This window comes from Marinomonas sp. A3A (assembly GCF_018336955.1).
Taxonomy (GTDB): Bacteria; Pseudomonadota; Gammaproteobacteria; order Pseudomonadales; family Marinomonadaceae; genus Marinomonas; species Marinomonas lutimaris.
On record NZ_CP025532.1, the window covers coordinates 512,980 to 527,138 of the forward strand.

At 44.3% G+C, this 14,159-nt stretch carries 12 protein-coding genes; 5 read left to right on the forward strand and 7 right to left on the reverse strand.

The window, feature by feature from the left end; genetic code table 11:
* Nucleotides 1-42 precede the first annotated feature (42 nt).
* Entirely contained in the window at nucleotides 43-1,116 is a 1,074-nt protein-coding gene (locus tag CYL31_RS02295; protein ID WP_212917381.1) for a methionine synthase, read from the forward strand.
* A 110-nt stretch (nucleotides 1,117-1,226) separates the two neighbouring features.
* On the opposite strand, the gene CYL31_RS02300 is transcribed toward CYL31_RS02295, so the two are convergent.
* Entirely contained in the window at nucleotides 1,227-2,153 is a 927-nt protein-coding gene (locus CYL31_RS02300) for an AraC family transcriptional regulator (RefSeq protein WP_212917382.1), read from the reverse strand.
* A 94-nt stretch (nucleotides 2,154-2,247) separates the two neighbouring features.
* On the opposite strand from CYL31_RS02300, the gene CYL31_RS02305 reads away from it, so the two are divergent.
* A complete protein-coding gene (locus CYL31_RS02305) occupies nucleotides 2,248-3,198 on the forward strand; it encodes an alpha/beta hydrolase family protein (RefSeq protein ID WP_212917383.1) in 951 nt (316 codons plus the stop codon).
* A 137-nt stretch (nucleotides 3,199-3,335) separates the two neighbouring features.
* On the opposite strand, the gene CYL31_RS02310 is transcribed toward CYL31_RS02305, so the two are convergent.
* Complete coding sequence (locus tag CYL31_RS02310) at nucleotides 3,336-4,385, reverse strand: peptidase M42 (RefSeq protein ID WP_212917384.1); 1,050 nt, start codon at nucleotides 4,383-4,385, stop codon at nucleotides 3,336-3,338.
* 184 nt (nucleotides 4,386-4,569) lie between these two features.
* Between CYL31_RS02310 and CYL31_RS02315 the strand changes: the two genes are divergently transcribed.
* Nucleotides 4,570-5,886: a methyl-accepting chemotaxis protein gene (locus CYL31_RS02315; protein ID WP_212917385.1), complete on the forward strand. Its 1,317-nt coding sequence runs from the start codon at nucleotides 4,570-4,572 to the stop codon at nucleotides 5,884-5,886.
* 89 nt (nucleotides 5,887-5,975) lie between these two features.
* Here the strand turns inward: CYL31_RS02315 and CYL31_RS02320 are convergent, their stop codons facing one another.
* A complete protein-coding gene (locus CYL31_RS02320; RefSeq protein WP_212917386.1) occupies nucleotides 5,976-7,094 on the reverse strand; it encodes a PA0069 family radical SAM protein in 1,119 nt (372 codons plus the stop codon).
* A gap of 165 nt (nucleotides 7,095-7,259) precedes the next feature.
* On the opposite strand from CYL31_RS02320, the gene CYL31_RS02325 reads away from it, so the two are divergent.
* Nucleotides 7,260-8,021, forward strand: a complete 762-nt coding sequence (locus CYL31_RS02325; protein ID WP_212917387.1) for an AraC family transcriptional regulator — start codon at nucleotides 7,260-7,262, stop codon at nucleotides 8,019-8,021.
* Between the two features lie 20 nt (nucleotides 8,022-8,041).
* Here CYL31_RS02325 and leuA read toward each other — a convergent pair whose 3' ends face one another.
* The 4 genes from leuA to CYL31_RS02345 all read right to left on the reverse strand — a co-directional run bounded on the left by leuA (nucleotide 8,042) and on the right by CYL31_RS02345 (nucleotide 12,753).
* Nucleotides 8,042-9,718, reverse strand: coding sequence for a 2-isopropylmalate synthase (gene leuA / locus CYL31_RS02330; RefSeq protein WP_212917388.1), 1,677 nt, complete (start codon nucleotides 9,716-9,718; stop codon nucleotides 8,042-8,044).
* Nucleotides 9,719-9,838: 120 nt separating this feature from the next.
* Entirely contained in the window at nucleotides 9,839-10,897 is a 1,059-nt protein-coding gene (locus CYL31_RS02335; protein ID WP_212917389.1) for a FecCD family ABC transporter permease, read from the reverse strand.
* Nucleotides 10,894-11,877, reverse strand: coding sequence for an ABC transporter substrate-binding protein (locus tag CYL31_RS02340; protein ID WP_212917390.1), 984 nt, complete (start codon nucleotides 11,875-11,877; stop codon nucleotides 10,894-10,896). Before CYL31_RS02340 ends, CYL31_RS02335 begins: the two co-directional genes overlap by 4 nt.
* A 24-nt stretch (nucleotides 11,878-11,901) precedes the next feature.
* Nucleotides 11,902-12,753: an ABC transporter ATP-binding protein gene (locus CYL31_RS02345; RefSeq protein WP_212917391.1), complete on the reverse strand. Its 852-nt coding sequence runs from the start codon at nucleotides 12,751-12,753 to the stop codon at nucleotides 11,902-11,904.
* Between the two features lie 270 nt (nucleotides 12,754-13,023).
* Between CYL31_RS02345 and CYL31_RS02350 the strand changes: the two genes are divergently transcribed.
* A complete protein-coding gene (locus tag CYL31_RS02350) occupies nucleotides 13,024-14,100 on the forward strand; it encodes an MbnH family di-heme enzyme (protein ID WP_212917392.1) in 1,077 nt (358 codons plus the stop codon).
* Nucleotides 14,101-14,159: the final 59 nt, after the last annotated feature.

Below are 14,159 nucleotides of genomic sequence, written 5' to 3' on the forward strand. Positions count from 1 at the left end.
GTTATTTTTCAACATTACATTTAATAGACGGCATCTTTTATTATGAAAACAGTTATTGAAAAAGCAGTTATTGAAAAAACAGGTACTAATAACACGCTACTACCAACATCAACGGCAGGCAGCTTGCCTAAACCCACATGGCTTGCCGAGCCAGAAACCCTTTGGTCTCCTTGGAAATTGGAAGGCGATCAATTAGTTGACGGAAAACAGGATGCGCTGCGTGTTTCTCTACAAGAGCAACAGCAAGCGGGTATCGATATTGTTAGTGATGGGGAACAAACGCGCCAACACTTCGTTACCACTTTTATTGAGCACCTCAGCGGCGTGGATTTTGAGAATCGTCAGACGGTGAGAATTCGTGACCGCTATGATGCCATTGTGCCTACGGTTGTTGGCCCTGTTAGCCGCATTAAGCCAGTGTTTGTTGAAGACGCTAAATTTCTACGCCAGCAAACCAAGCAACCGATTAAATGGGCGTTGCCAGGTCCAATGACCATGATTGATACGCTTTATGATGATCATTATAAAAGTCGCGAAAAGCTCGCGTGGGAATTTGCCAAGATTCTCAACCAAGAAGCCAAAGAGTTAGAAGCGGCTGGTGTGGATATCATTCAATTTGATGAGCCTGCATTTAATGTGTTTTTTGATGAGGTCAATGATTGGGGCATCGCAACGTTAGAAAGAGCCATTGAAGGCCTGAAATGCGAAACCGCAGTACATATTTGCTATGGCTACGGCATCAAAGCCAATACCGATTGGAAAAAGACGCTTGGCTCTGAATGGCGACAATATGAAGAAGCCTTTCCTAAGCTGCAAAAATCCAATATCGATATCATTTCGCTAGAATGCCATAACTCGCATGTGCCAATGGAATTGCTCGAACTTATTCGCGGTAAAAAAGTCATGGTCGGCGCAATCGACGTGGCAAATCATGCCATAGAGACACCAGAAGAAGTGGCCAATACTTTGCGCAAAGCATTGCAGTTTGTCGATGCAGGCAAGCTCTACCCTTGTACTAACTGCGGTATGGCTCCGCTGCCTCGTGCCGTGGCGAGAGGCAAGCTAAATGCCTTAACAGCGGGTGCAGACATCATTCGAAAAGAGCTCTCTTTATAGTTCGAATTGTAAAAATCTCGTTTCAAGTTTATGTTTTGAAACGGGATTTTTTTTGCTTTCTGAATTTGCTAATTTAGGTAGGCGTGTAGCTAAAGCTAGTTTTGCTCTGTTTAAACTTCCTGTAACTTTCTCTCAACAAGACCGTCTTCAACTAAAAATTTTGACGGAGCTTGTCCTGTATGTTTGCTAAAAGCAGAGCTAAACGCACTGGCAGATTGGTAACCTATCCTTTCTGCAATGGTGGCCATAGTAAAGGTTTGGCGTCTTAAGAGGTCTTTCGCAATCGCCATACGCCATGCAATAACATATTCCATTGGTGTATAACCCACGGCTTTACTAAAGCGCTGAAAAAAGCTGGAACGAGACAATGAGGCTTCTTTGGCTAATTGATCAATCGTCCATGCCTTACTCACATCTTGATGGATTTTTCGAATTGCTATTGCAAGTCGCTCATCGGCTAAACCGACTAACAAACCAGGAACTTCTGGCGCGTCCATCTTCGTTCTAAAAGCTTCAATCAGCAGAATTTCTAATAATCGAGCCAATACAGAATCGCGGCCGGGGCGTTGCGCCAAAGATTCCTCAATAACAAGCTCGACCAGTGTGGTGAGCCTTTTCGCTTCGCGAAGGTGAACAAGTTTCGGAAGAAGCGATACTAGTATTTTTGAATCAGGCGCCTCAAATTGACAATGGCCAATAAGTAAATGCGCATTCAACTCTTGCTCTGCTTCACCTACAAAATAGGTGCTAGCAGCCGTTTTAATGGGCACAGTATCGGCTTCGTCCAGTGCTGGAGCATGGCTGCTAGCTACCGTAAAAGCATGAGCTTCTGGAACAAGGACAAAATCGCCAGCGGTTAGATCAATCGGTTCATCGCCTTTTAATGTGAACTCGCAACTTCCCTCTAGTACAACACAATAGAAAGGATTACCGATTTCTTCGCGTCTAATGCGCCACTTGCCTGCGGCATGAACTACCTTAGAAAAAGCGGCTTTTGGTTGTAATAGGGTCACAATACACGAAAGAGGATCTATCATTTAAATACTATTGGTAATGCAATGTGGATTTTTCATTATATATTGTACATGCGCCTTTAGATAGAGTTAGCACCTCAACACTTAAGGAGCTTTTATGAATAATCTCGTTACCGAATCTAAGAATATCCCAGAGTCTAATCGACAACTTACCCTGTCTATTAGCCCAATTACCCTAACGGTAGAAGGCCGTGAAACACCACTTGAACTTCGTATTACCCTGCCATTAAGTGGCGATAATATTCCAATTATCTTACTTTCTCATGGTCATGGGCCATCGTCGTACCTGCCTTCTAAAGATGGTTACGCCCCGTTGGTAAACTATCACGCTGAGCAAGGATTTGCCGTTATTCAACCTACCCATGCAAGCTCAAGAGTGGGTGGTCTCGATAATACTCACCCAGATGCGCCACTTTTTCTCAATGAAAGAGTGATTGAAATGAAAACCATTTTGGACAATTTGGCGCAAATTGAGCGCGATATAGTCAGTCTTTCTGGCCGATTAGATAAGGAACGCATTGCGATCGTGGGGCATTCTGCAGGGGCGATGACAGCGGCTATGTTAATGGGCATGATGCTACCACATATACGCAGCGTATTAGATCAGCGTATCAAAGCCGGAGTCCTATTAGCGGCAGTGGGCAAAGGGGGAGATGATTTAATTGAATCAGCAAGAGAAAGGTTCCCTGAAATTAATCCAGATTATTCATCAATGACCACAAAGAATTTAGTAGTGTATGGTGATCAAGATCTTAGCCCCCACTTCACAACCCGAGATGCAGACTGGCATGCGGATCCGTACTATATTGCGCCGGGTAGCGATTTTTTGTTGTCATTAATTGGAGGAAAACATGGGTTAGGTGGCATTGCTGGTTATGATGCAAAAGAAACCGATGACGAAGATCCTGATCGTCTCTCCATTACCCAAAAAATGACATCAGCGTATTTAAAATCTGCTTTATATGAGGACGACAATGCATGGGAACAAGCTTGTGAAGCTCTGCAAGCTTTTGCCAGTAAGCACTCTTACATAGATAGTAAACACTGAACGCTAATGAAGCTTAAGACTCCAACAACTTAGATATTTACTTTTGAGTAGATAAAAAATCCCGTTTTGAATGTATATCGAAACGGGATTTTTGTGTGTTGCAAATAGTACCAATCAGTAAATGGTACGAAGTGAATCTAAATATTCGAAACAACTTTTAACATATCCAGAAACGCATCCACGGATTCTACTGCTGCCGATTCGTGCATGGTGTGGTAGCCTATGGTTGGGATTTGAATAGTGGTGCCATCTACCAAGCCATTTGATGCGGCGATAATGCGACCAAGTTCAGTACTACCTAGCGAGCTTGGCGGCAACCCTTGCTCAGCACGTTTCGCGTTTTCGTTTTCCACGTAACGGTTTTTATACAAATAACTGATCTTGTTTTTTACGCACAGTTCTTCAAGAAGTTGTGTACTGTCTTTATTGAACGTGGCGTTGGCGTCTTTTTCCCTAAGTACCAGAAGCTGTTCATTGGCGGCATCGACATTTGGAAAAGGGCTGGTATCAACCACAAACAAGCGGTTAGTTGAGCCACCAAAGCGACGGAACCATTCAAGCAGATAGCGCCAGCTTTTTCCGGCTTCTTCTTGGGCAGTAAAAAAGGCCGTACCTTTAAAACCATGATCAAAAAGATGCACCAAAGCGGCGGCTGAAATTACGTTATCAAGCTGGCCTTCTAATCGATTGTCAACGATGTGTAATTGGTCTTTAAACGCAATGGGTGTACCAGCAACCACACCTTCTAACCCTTCGGTTTCGAAAATTAAGTTGTTACGGAATTCACAAACGTAAGAGCTTTTTATTGTGCCTTTGCCCCGATACACCCCAGACCAAGGCTCGTAGGCGTAGATCTCTTCATGGTTGAAACGCTCTGTGACCTTGGTCATCAACTCTTCAGAAACCGAGTTGTTCAATAAGTCAGTGCGGTTTGCTGATACAAACGCTGCGTATTGGAATTCATTCGGGCCCGTACACACCAAGCCGTGACGATCTATATGCGCCGAAAACATAGTGCTAAACGGATCGCTGCCTTGGGCAACCAACAAACCTTCGTACCAAGTGACTTTTGCCCCTCGCTCTTCCAGTTCGCGTTGTAACACGCGGAAAAATGAATGCTCTGCGCCAACCACACTGGGCGCGCGAATAAGCAGTTTGAGCAGATCGATAAAGTCATCACTAGGCATGCAAATAGGTTCCAAAAAAGGGGTAAGTCGAAGCTTGTTTATAAACTGAATCGGCTGATTTACATAATGTTTTTGTGTAAATAGTGCTAAGTCGTTTTCTTAAAACAAAAATAATGTCGTGTTCGTGTAAAACATCCGCTACTCTTTAATAAAAATTGAATTGAGATACTTAAGGAAGAAGTAAATGTTATTTGGTAACAATAAATTATTGACCCGAATTACTGAATTGGAAAAAGAACTTGTTTCCTTTCAAGAGACTCAAGCCGATCTTAGACAGGAAATGCTGTATTTCGCTATGACATCAGACGGAAAAATAGTCGATGCAAACTCGCTTTTCATAAAGTCCTGTGGTTTCGAAAAAGCTGAATTAACAGGTAAAAATATTCAAGATTTCATTCTTGGCAAGTCTTTAGACAAAGACCATTGTCAAAAAATGTTGGCTGCTATTAGTGGGAAGAAGCACTGGCATGGCGCTTTACAGCTAGAGACCAAGAAAGGTCAAGAAGCATGGTATAGGTCGATTATTCAACCGAAAAAACAAGTTGAAGATGGGCGCGTGCTGTTGGAAGTTTACTCGGCTGAGCTTACGCGAACGATTTCTCAGTCCAAAGAAGTGGAAGATATGCTGGCGGCATTGAACCGATCTTCTGCTGTGATTGAGTTTACCCTAGATGGCATTATCTTAAATGCCAATGAAAACTTCCTGAAAAGCATGGGTTATTCAAAAAGCCAAATTATTGGTAAACACCACAAAATGTTTTGTGATTCGAAAGAAGTTGAGTCTTCAAAATATCAAGATTTTTGGCGTCAACTTAGATCGGGCAAATTTGTTTCTGAACGTTTCAAGCGTTTTGATAGCCATGGAAATGCGGTGTGGTTGGAAGCTTCTTATAACCCAATACACGATGAAAGTGGCGAGTTATATAAAGTTGTTAAATTCGCGACGGTCATTACCGAGCAAATGAATCGAGAGTTCGCTATTTCTGAAACCTCTAAGATCGCCTATGACATCTCCAAGAAAAGTGATGCGGACGCTATTACTGGTAAAAAAGTCATCGAGTCGACGATTCAGACAATGGATGAACTTTCAGTGCAAATGGGCAATGCGAGCCAAGGAATAATCGAGCTCAATACTCAGTCATTGAAAGTAGCCGCTTTGGTAGAAAGTATCCGCGGTATTGCCGATCAAACAAACTTGCTTGCACTTAATGCCGCAATCGAAGCCGCGCGAGCTGGCGAACAAGGTCGGGGTTTCGCAGTGGTGGCTGATGAAGTTAGACAACTCGCGTCTAGGACGAGTACGGCCACCGAAGAAATTATCAAGGTTGTAGGTGAGAATAAACACCTGACAGAAAAAGCCGTATCTCTCATCGAACAAAGTATGGAAAAAGCCCATAAAGCGTTAGATCTTTCGACTGAAGCGGGTCATGTAATGAATGACATTCAAATTGGCGCAAGACAAGTCGTTGATGCGGTGAGTCAATTTAACAACAAACTATAGTTGTTCTTGAAACAAAGACTCGACATTAAAATCCTTCTAAGAGTTTGCTCTTAGGGGGATTTTTTACATCATGCCGATGGCTTAAATAACTAAAACAACGCCATCTGATCACCTTCTTTTGGTGGAACAGCAAAATGACGACAATCGAGATAGCTTAATCGGTTGTCATCCAATCCATATTTGCGTCGTGCGACGTGAAATCGTTGATTGATTAAATCCGCGAAGATGCCTTCGCCAGTCATGCGTTTGCCAAATTGGCTGTTGTAGAGCTTACCATCGCGCATATCCATAATACGCTGCAAAACATGCTCAGCACGTTCTGGGTAATGCTGGTGAAGCCAATCCGAAAACAAAGGCGCAACCTCGTGAGGCAAACGCAACATGATGTAATTAATGGACTGCGCGCCAACTTCCGCGCAAGCAGCGACGATTTCTTCTAGCTCGTTATCGTTGATAAAAGGAATCACCGGCGCGACAAGAACCGAAACCGGAATCCCAGCTTCGCGTAAGGTTTTAATCACTTGTAAACGCGTCTTCCCTGATGCCGTTCTGGGTTCCAAAATACGCTTTAAATCGTTATTGAGTGTTGTCACACTGATCGCCACATGAATGAGCTTTTTCTCTGCCATTTGTGTGAGCAAATCTAGGTCTCTAAGAATTAGAGTGCTTTTGGTTATCAGCGAGATTGGCTGATGATGCGCCAAGGCAATTGCCAATAATTGCCGAGTGATCTTCAGCAGTTTCTCAATCGGCTGATAAGCGTCGGTATTGATCCCTAATGCAATGGGTTCACAGCGGTAATTAGGATGCGCCAGTTCTTCTTCAAATAAAAACGGCGCATTGGTTTTAGCAACTAGCTTGGTTTCAAAATCCAACCCTGGTGATAAATCCAAATAGGCATGAGTGGGTCGAGCAAAACAATATACACAGCCATGTTCACAGCCTTTATAAGGGTTCACCGACATACGAAAAGGTATGTCAGGGGAGGAATTACGACTGATGATGCTTTTGGCACGTTCATGACGAACCTCAGTCTTAGGCGATGATGTTTCCAGCAAAGCAATAGCTTCGTCGTTTTCATCTACTTCAACCAGCGTAATAGCAAAGCGCCCCGCCATATTATTGGCCGTGCCGCGCCCCTTTATAGGATGATTGAAAGGAGATTTTTCGCCTTTTTGATCGCTGTTATTGATAAAAGAAGTAGACATAAAAACACTCAAAATACTGTATTGATATACAGTATTTTGGTCGTTAGATTTAAATAAAGCAAGCTTGTTATTGTGGAGTTTTAAGTTTGCTCGCGTAGTGTGTTGAGATCTGCTTATTGATAGGTACACTCGATTGAATGATCGATGGGTTTCTAGGAGAGCTGCGTGTTGTTTCAAAACAATCATTTACCAAATAGTGTTGTGGCTTACGCACAAGATTATGAACACGGTAAATTTGAGCCTTACCATGCTCATAACTGCGCACAGCTGATTCACACGTTAAGCGGTGTGATACGTGTGGAGACTCGTTTGGGTAGTTGGGTGATTCCTCCAAATCGGGGAATGTGGATTCCTGCAGGAATTGAACACAGTCTTTATATGACCGGTTTGGTAAAAGTTAGAACGCTATTTATTGATCCTCTTGCTCGGGCCGATTTGCCCCATGATTGCTCTGTCATTGACGTATCCATGTTGTTAAAGGCACTTATTATTGAAGCGTTAGAGCTTCCTAACGAAATTGTTTCAGGAGGTCGTGATGAGCGAATTATTGAATTGATTTTGGACGAATTACGTCGTTTATCGAGCGTGTCTTTCTATGTGCCATTGCCAATCTCCGACTCTTTGGTTTCTTTGTGTGAGCATGTCAGTCAGCGTATTGCTCATGATTGGACAAATGCCGATGGTGCTCATATTTTGGGCATAAGCGAGCGCTCTGTTACTCGAAAGTTCCAGCAAGAAATGTCGCTAACATTTGCAGAATGGCTGCGGCGGAAGCGTTTACTTTTGGCTCTGGAGTATCTTGCCAGCGGAAAAAGCGTCTTAGATACCGCGATTCTGATTGGTTACGATAGTCCTAGTGCTTTTAGTGCGATGTTTAAAAGTCGAGTCGGCGTTTCACCGACTGACTATTTACTGCAATCTCAATAGACGTGAAAGTTATCGTCTCGCTAAGCTTCTTTGTACAAAGGATGGCAAGCGTTGATTAGTGCTTGTAGCGAGGCCTTGGTCGAATCTTCATCAATGGCAACGCCAAAACTTGGTGGAACCTGATCGGACTCAATTTGAACATAGCTCACCGCTTTGCTTTTCGTCTGTTGTCCTAAGGTGTGTTCATGAAAGTCACTGATGTTTATCTGCCAGTTAAAACGCTTTCTTAACGCATCAAGCATGGCTGACAATAATCCTTTGCCTTCGCCAACCAGTTGCCATGTTTTTTCCTGATAGCGTAATGTGGCGCGAATTTCCTGTAATCCGTTTGAGCTATGGCTGCGATAATCCATTAATGTCATTTGGCCTTTGTCATCTGGGTTCAACCTGTAGGATTCTCTGAATAAACGCCAAACATCGGCTAGAGGCATCTCATGTCCTGTTTTATCGGTGTGATTTTTGACTTTTTTGCTAAAGTCTATTTGTAGTTTGTGTGGTAAAAACAGTCCGTGATTTTCCTGTAATAACCAAGCGGCACCGCTTTTGCCAGATTGGCTATTTACTCGAATGACTTCTTCATAAGAGCAGCCAATATCTTTCGGGTCTAATGGTAAATAAGGGATTTGCCAAACAGTCGATGAGGTTAGTTTTTGTGCGGCAAAACCTTTTTTGATCGCATCTTGGTGTGAGCCTGAAAACGCCGTAAAAGCCAATGAGCCAGCATAAGGATGCCGAGGATGAACGGGAAGTTCATTGCATTCTTCGACCAACTCCACTGTGCGGCGTATGTCTGAAAAATCCAAATTAGGATGAACGCCTTGGCTATAAAGATTCATCGCCAAGGTGACGAGGTCGACATTTCCGGTTCGTTCTCCATTACCAAATAAACAGCCTTCGACTCTCTGCGCGCCAGCGAGTATCGCCATTTCTGCTGTGGCAACGCCTGTTCCTCTGTCGTTGTGAGGGTGCACGCTGATGGTTATGTTCTCTAAGGAAGAAAAAGACGTTATAAAATGCTCAATCTGATCGGCAAATACATTGGGGGTGTTTACTTCCACTGTCGTTGGTAAATTTAAAATCATCGGGCGTTCTTGGTTTGGCTGCCATGTTTTTTTCACTGCTTCGCACACTTCTAAGGCAAAGTCTGCTTCGGTAAAACAAAAGGTTTCTGGCGAATATTGAAGCGTCCACTGAGTATCTGGATTTTGCTCGCACAATTGGCGAATGTGTTTAACGCCTTGCACGGCTAATTCAAGGGTTGCTGTTTTGTCTTGGCAAAAGACGACTTCACGAAATACGGGCGCTGTGGCGTTGTAAATATGCACTATGGCTTTTTTTGCGCCAACGAGAGACTGTATTGTACGTTCAATTAAATCCACACGAGATTGCGTCATCACTTGAATCGTCACATCATCAGGGATGTGGTCGCCTTCGATAAGCAAGCGAACAAAATCAAAATCTGTTTGTGACGCAGCAGGAAAGGCAACTTCAATTTCTTTAAAGCCACATTCAATTAAATGCTTAAAGAAAGCCATTTTCTTCGCGTGATCCATCGGATTAGCAAGCGCTTGATTGCCGTCGCGTAAGTCTGTTGAGCACCAACGAGGGGGAGTCTTCAACTGCTTTGAAGGCCAAGTGCGGGCAGGAAAATCGATAATTTGAGCAGGGTGATATTTTATAGAAGGCTGGGTTAGCATGATGTTCTCTCTTTAGCATAAGAAGTTGAATCCTTATGCTAAAGAGAAGTTTTTTGTCTGTCTGAGCTGTAATTGACAACTATCGTCGCTAAATGGACATCGCCATCTACAAAAAGCAGCTTACAACGAGACGTTACGTTTTTGTCGCATCAGGAATACAAAAGCGATGCCGCCGACAAGGCCGGTGAGGATACCTATTGGCATGTCTTCGGGTGGCATGATGATTCTTGAAGCTATGTCTGCTGCGACGAGAAATAAGGCGCCGAACAGCGCCGATAAAGGCAAGACTTTGCGGTAATCGCCACCCACTAACAAACGCACAATATGTGGCACCATCAGTCCGACAAAGCCGATGACACCGGAAAAGGCGACGGCAGCGCCAGTCAGTAGCGCGCAGACAACAATCACAATCAGGCGGAACCGTTCTACAGGAACGCCCAAGGTACTGGCGCTTTCATCGCCAAGAGTCATGGCATTAAGATAACGAGCCTTGTAGATCAGATAGCTGGAACCTAGTAAGAGAGTCACCAGCGGAAACCAAAGTTGTCCCCACTGAGCAAGCCCCAAGCCGCCGAGCATCCAGAATATCACCGTATGAGATGAGCGATGATCGCCCATAAATATGAATAGATTCCCTAAGGCTGTCAGCACAAAGGCTACCGCTACGCCCGCTAGAATTAAACGTCCTGCACTGTGTGCCGAGGAAAAGTTCGCTACCGCCAAGACTAGAAACATGGCTAACAAAGCGCCGATAAAGGCAAACACGGGCACGGTCACCACACCTAGAATCATGCCAGTGTGGAGCAAGGCGATAATCGCCCCTAATGCCGCACCAGAGGACACACCGAGTAAATGTGGATCAGCCAAAGGGTTACGAGTCACGGATTGCAACGCCGCGCCCACAATCGCCAAGGCTGCCCCGACCATGGCAGCGAGCAACGTTCTTGGTAAACGCACCGCCCAGATGATGTTTTCGCGTCCCATCGACCAGTTAGGCAGTGTATTTGTAATCGACAGTTTATGGCCGATCACGCTCCACACGGTGGATTGGCTTATCGACACAGAACCCACACCAATCGCCACGCCCATTAATAACAGCAGTAAGACGCTCAGCATGATTAACAAAGCGGGCAAGGGAACACGTCCCATAATGGTGAGCTTTTTATTGGTTGGTTTCATAACGCTGTTCTAAAAGCCTCGGCTAAGCGTTTAATCGCATTAATATTGCGAGGGCCTGGTGTGGCCTCGACGTATTCTAAAACGACAAAATGATTGTTTTTCACCGCTGGAATATTTTCGAAAGCGGGATTACTGCGTAAAAAATTAATCTTTTGCTCTGCGGTAACGTCGCCATAGTTAACGATGACAATTAGCTCTGGCGCTCGATCAATAACAGCTTCCCAGCCAATTTGAGTCCAGCTTTTTTGCACGTCATCGACGATGTTTTTGCCGCCAGCAGCTTCAATCAACGCTGTTGGCATGCCGAAGCGTCCAGAAGTGAAGGGTTGCTCTTCACCTGAATCGTAAACGAAGACTTTCGGTGCTGTTTTTAGAGGAGTGAGATTAGCTTGGAAATTAGCGAGATCTTCTTGATAGCCTTTTACCAAGCGTTGGGCTTGCTCTTCTTTGCCAAAAATACGGCCTAGGTTCAGTAAATCCACATAAAGGTCATCCATGGAGACTTTCGGTTTGTCCATGATGTGAATACAGCTTTCGGTTAGTTCGTAAACCTTGATGCCAAGCGGTGCCAAGGTGTCTGGCGTAACGCCACCACCAACGCGCATGCCGTAGTTCCAGCCAGCAAAATAAAAGTCCGCATCGGCACCTAAAAGCACTTCTTTGCTCGGATACTTTGGTGATAGTTCTTTTAACTCGCCGATACCATTGCGCAGCGTTGGATCAAGGGTTTTCCAGCCTGAAACACCAGTAAATCCCACCATGTGATCTTGAAGGCCAAGGGCCAACATCATCTCGGTTAAGTTCACATCGTTTGATACTGCGGCTCTGGGAGCTTTTTCAAAAGTAACCTGACGGTCGCAGCTTTGTACCGTCACAGGATAGCCAGAAGCGTTGGCTAAACCTGTGTGTAAAATGCCAAATAATGCGCCGCTGATAAGTAATGAAGTACGCTTGATCATTGTCTTGCTGTTCGCTGTCATGAGGCTGTCCTGTTAATCATTCCGTTAATCATTAATAAAAAAAGAAAATCTGGGTCTTTGTGTGATTGGATGCTCATCAATGATGGTGTCCACATCGAATACTTGTTTTATGCGCTGTTTGGTAAATACATGGCTAGGTGGTGCACAGGCCTGCATTTCGCCTTCCTGCATGACTAACACTCGGTCGGCATACGCTGAAGCAAGCGCCAAGTCGTGCAAAGACACGATTAGCGTACAAGGCAATTTTGACAATAAAGCCAAAACATCGAGCTGGTGGCGGATGTCGAGGTGATTGGTCGGCTCATCCAGAATCAATACGTCAGGACGTTGCGCCAAAGCTCGGGCTATCATCACCCGTTGGCGTTCGCCGCCGGACAAAGAATCAAAAGATCGCTCGGCCAAATGCGCCACATCAAGTAATGCCAATGTGCTTTCAATAATGTGCGTGTCTTCTTCGGAGCGACCCCAAACAAGAGATTTTGGCGTCAGGCCGATTTCTACCATTTCAAAAACGCTCAGGCCAAATTCACCGCCGGTGTCTTGTAATACTGTCGCGATGCGTTGGGCGCATTGGCGTGGGGACAACGACCATAGATCTTTGCCATCGAGCAAGACAGTGCCGTTGGTTGGTTTATTAGTGCGATAAAGACAGCGTAATAGACTGGTTTTTCCTGAACCGTTTGGTCCGACAATCGCAAGAAACTCACCAGGATGAATGGTGACAGATATCGGCTTAAGCAGAGCCTGATCTCGATAGGGCGACCAAGCTACGTCCTTCAGCTGCATGCCCGCAGGCTGACAATCGGCAAAAAACGAGTAGGAAGCATCGTCTTGTTGGCTGTTATTGATTGGAGTATTAATGATTTGGTTGATCAAGGCGAATAGAGGTCCGTAATATTTAATTGTTATAATATAACAAAATAAGACATGGACACAATCTGCCCTTTAAAAAACCTGACTATACGGAAGGACGATTGGCTCAACAAGGCCTGTTGGCTGGTGAATTTTCATCTTCACATGTGGGAATTGAATATTGTCTAGATTTTTATTAAAGGCTTGGCTCTTAAGTGTTTCATGGCTAAACTTTTTAATTACTTATATGAAGGCGTTTTATTTATTAAGAGGTTAAATAAGGAGACGATAAAGATGACATATCGTGTTTATCTATTGTGCTTTTTATTGTATCCCTGTTTTGTACTCGCGGAAAATTACCAATGGGATTTACCTAGTTGGATGACGCCTCCACCGGTTCCTGCGGATAATCCAATGAATAGGGAGAAAGTTGAGTTAGGCCAACGCCTTTTTTATGACGCTAATTTGTCTGGTCCAGGCTACATGTCTTGTTCTACTTGTCACATGCCAGAGCACTCATTTTCAGAGCAGCGGCCCCTTTCAGTTGGTGTTACAGGGCAGTTCCATAGCCGTAATGCTATGGCGATTGTGAATGTGGCTTATATGAAAACACTGACTTGGGCGAATCCTAACGAGGTGCGTTTAGAAGACCAAGCAAAGGTGCCTATTTTTGGGGTTCATCCCATTGAAATGGATACCAAAGGGCAAGAAGACAAGGTGATTTTGTTTCTACAGCGAGACCCTATTTATCCAGACTTATTTCATAAATCCTTTCCTGACCAAGACTATCCCGTTAGCTTTGACTCGATTACCAAAGCACTGGCTTCTTTTGAGCGTACTTTAATCAGTTATCAGTCTCCCTATGACGATTACAAATACAATCATAGTGACAGTGCCATCAGTGAGGATGCTAAGTTGGGTGAGGCGTTATTTTTTAGCGCGAAACTGGGTTGTTCTAGCTGTCATGCTGGTGTGCATTTTTCCGATGCGACGCAAGCGCCAGCTTTCCATAACACAGGGCTTTATAACTTGGATGGTAAAGGTGCTTATCCGGAAGGCAACCAAGGATTGTATGAACATACAAGGAAAGAGGCAGACAAAGGACGATTTAGAACACCAACTCTGCGCAATATCGCTCAAACTGCGCCTTATATGCATGATGGTTCTATTGCGACACTTGAAGAGGTTATAGAGCATTATGCGGCTGGTGGACGCGCTGCACAGCAGGGTAAAGCATCTCCTTTGCTTGATGATAAAGTGCGTCCTTTTGCGTTAACAGACGATGAACAGCGTCAGCTCATTGCTTTTTTAAATAGCTTAACGGACACCAATTTTATTGAAAATTTGTACTTCACGACTCCTTTTAGATAGTGTGAAAAGCTAAACAACCGTCGAAAAGTGGTGGTTTCGAGGGTTGTTTAGCTTATAAA

Bases quoted from the DNA above. Each gene is read 5' to 3' on its own strand.
- CYL31_RS02295 (WP_212917381.1), top strand. From the start codon at position 43: ATGAAAACAGTTATTGAAAAAGCAGTTATTGAAAAAACAGGTACTAAT.
- CYL31_RS02300 (WP_212917382.1), bottom strand. From the start codon at position 2,153: ATGATAGATCCTCTTTCGTGTATTGTGACCCTATTACAACCAAAAGCC.
- CYL31_RS02305 (WP_212917383.1), top strand. From the start codon at position 2,248: ATGAATAATCTCGTTACCGAATCTAAGAATATCCCAGAGTCTAATCGA.
- CYL31_RS02310 (WP_212917384.1), bottom strand. From the start codon at position 4,385: ATGCCTAGTGATGACTTTATCGATCTGCTCAAACTGCTTATTCGCGCG.
- CYL31_RS02315 (WP_212917385.1), top strand. From the start codon at position 4,570: ATGTTATTTGGTAACAATAAATTATTGACCCGAATTACTGAATTGGAA.
- CYL31_RS02320 (WP_212917386.1), bottom strand. From the start codon at position 7,094: ATGTCTACTTCTTTTATCAATAACAGCGATCAAAAAGGCGAAAAATCT.
- leuA (WP_212917388.1), bottom strand. From the start codon at position 9,718: ATGCTAACCCAGCCTTCTATAAAATATCACCCTGCTCAAATTATCGAT.
- CYL31_RS02335 (WP_212917389.1), bottom strand. From the start codon at position 10,897: ATGAAACCAACCAATAAAAAGCTCACCATTATGGGACGTGTTCCCTTG.
- CYL31_RS02340 (WP_212917390.1), bottom strand. From the start codon at position 11,877: ATGACAGCGAACAGCAAGACAATGATCAAGCGTACTTCATTACTTATC.
- CYL31_RS02350 (WP_212917392.1), top strand. From the start codon at position 13,024: ATGACATATCGTGTTTATCTATTGTGCTTTTTATTGTATCCCTGTTTT.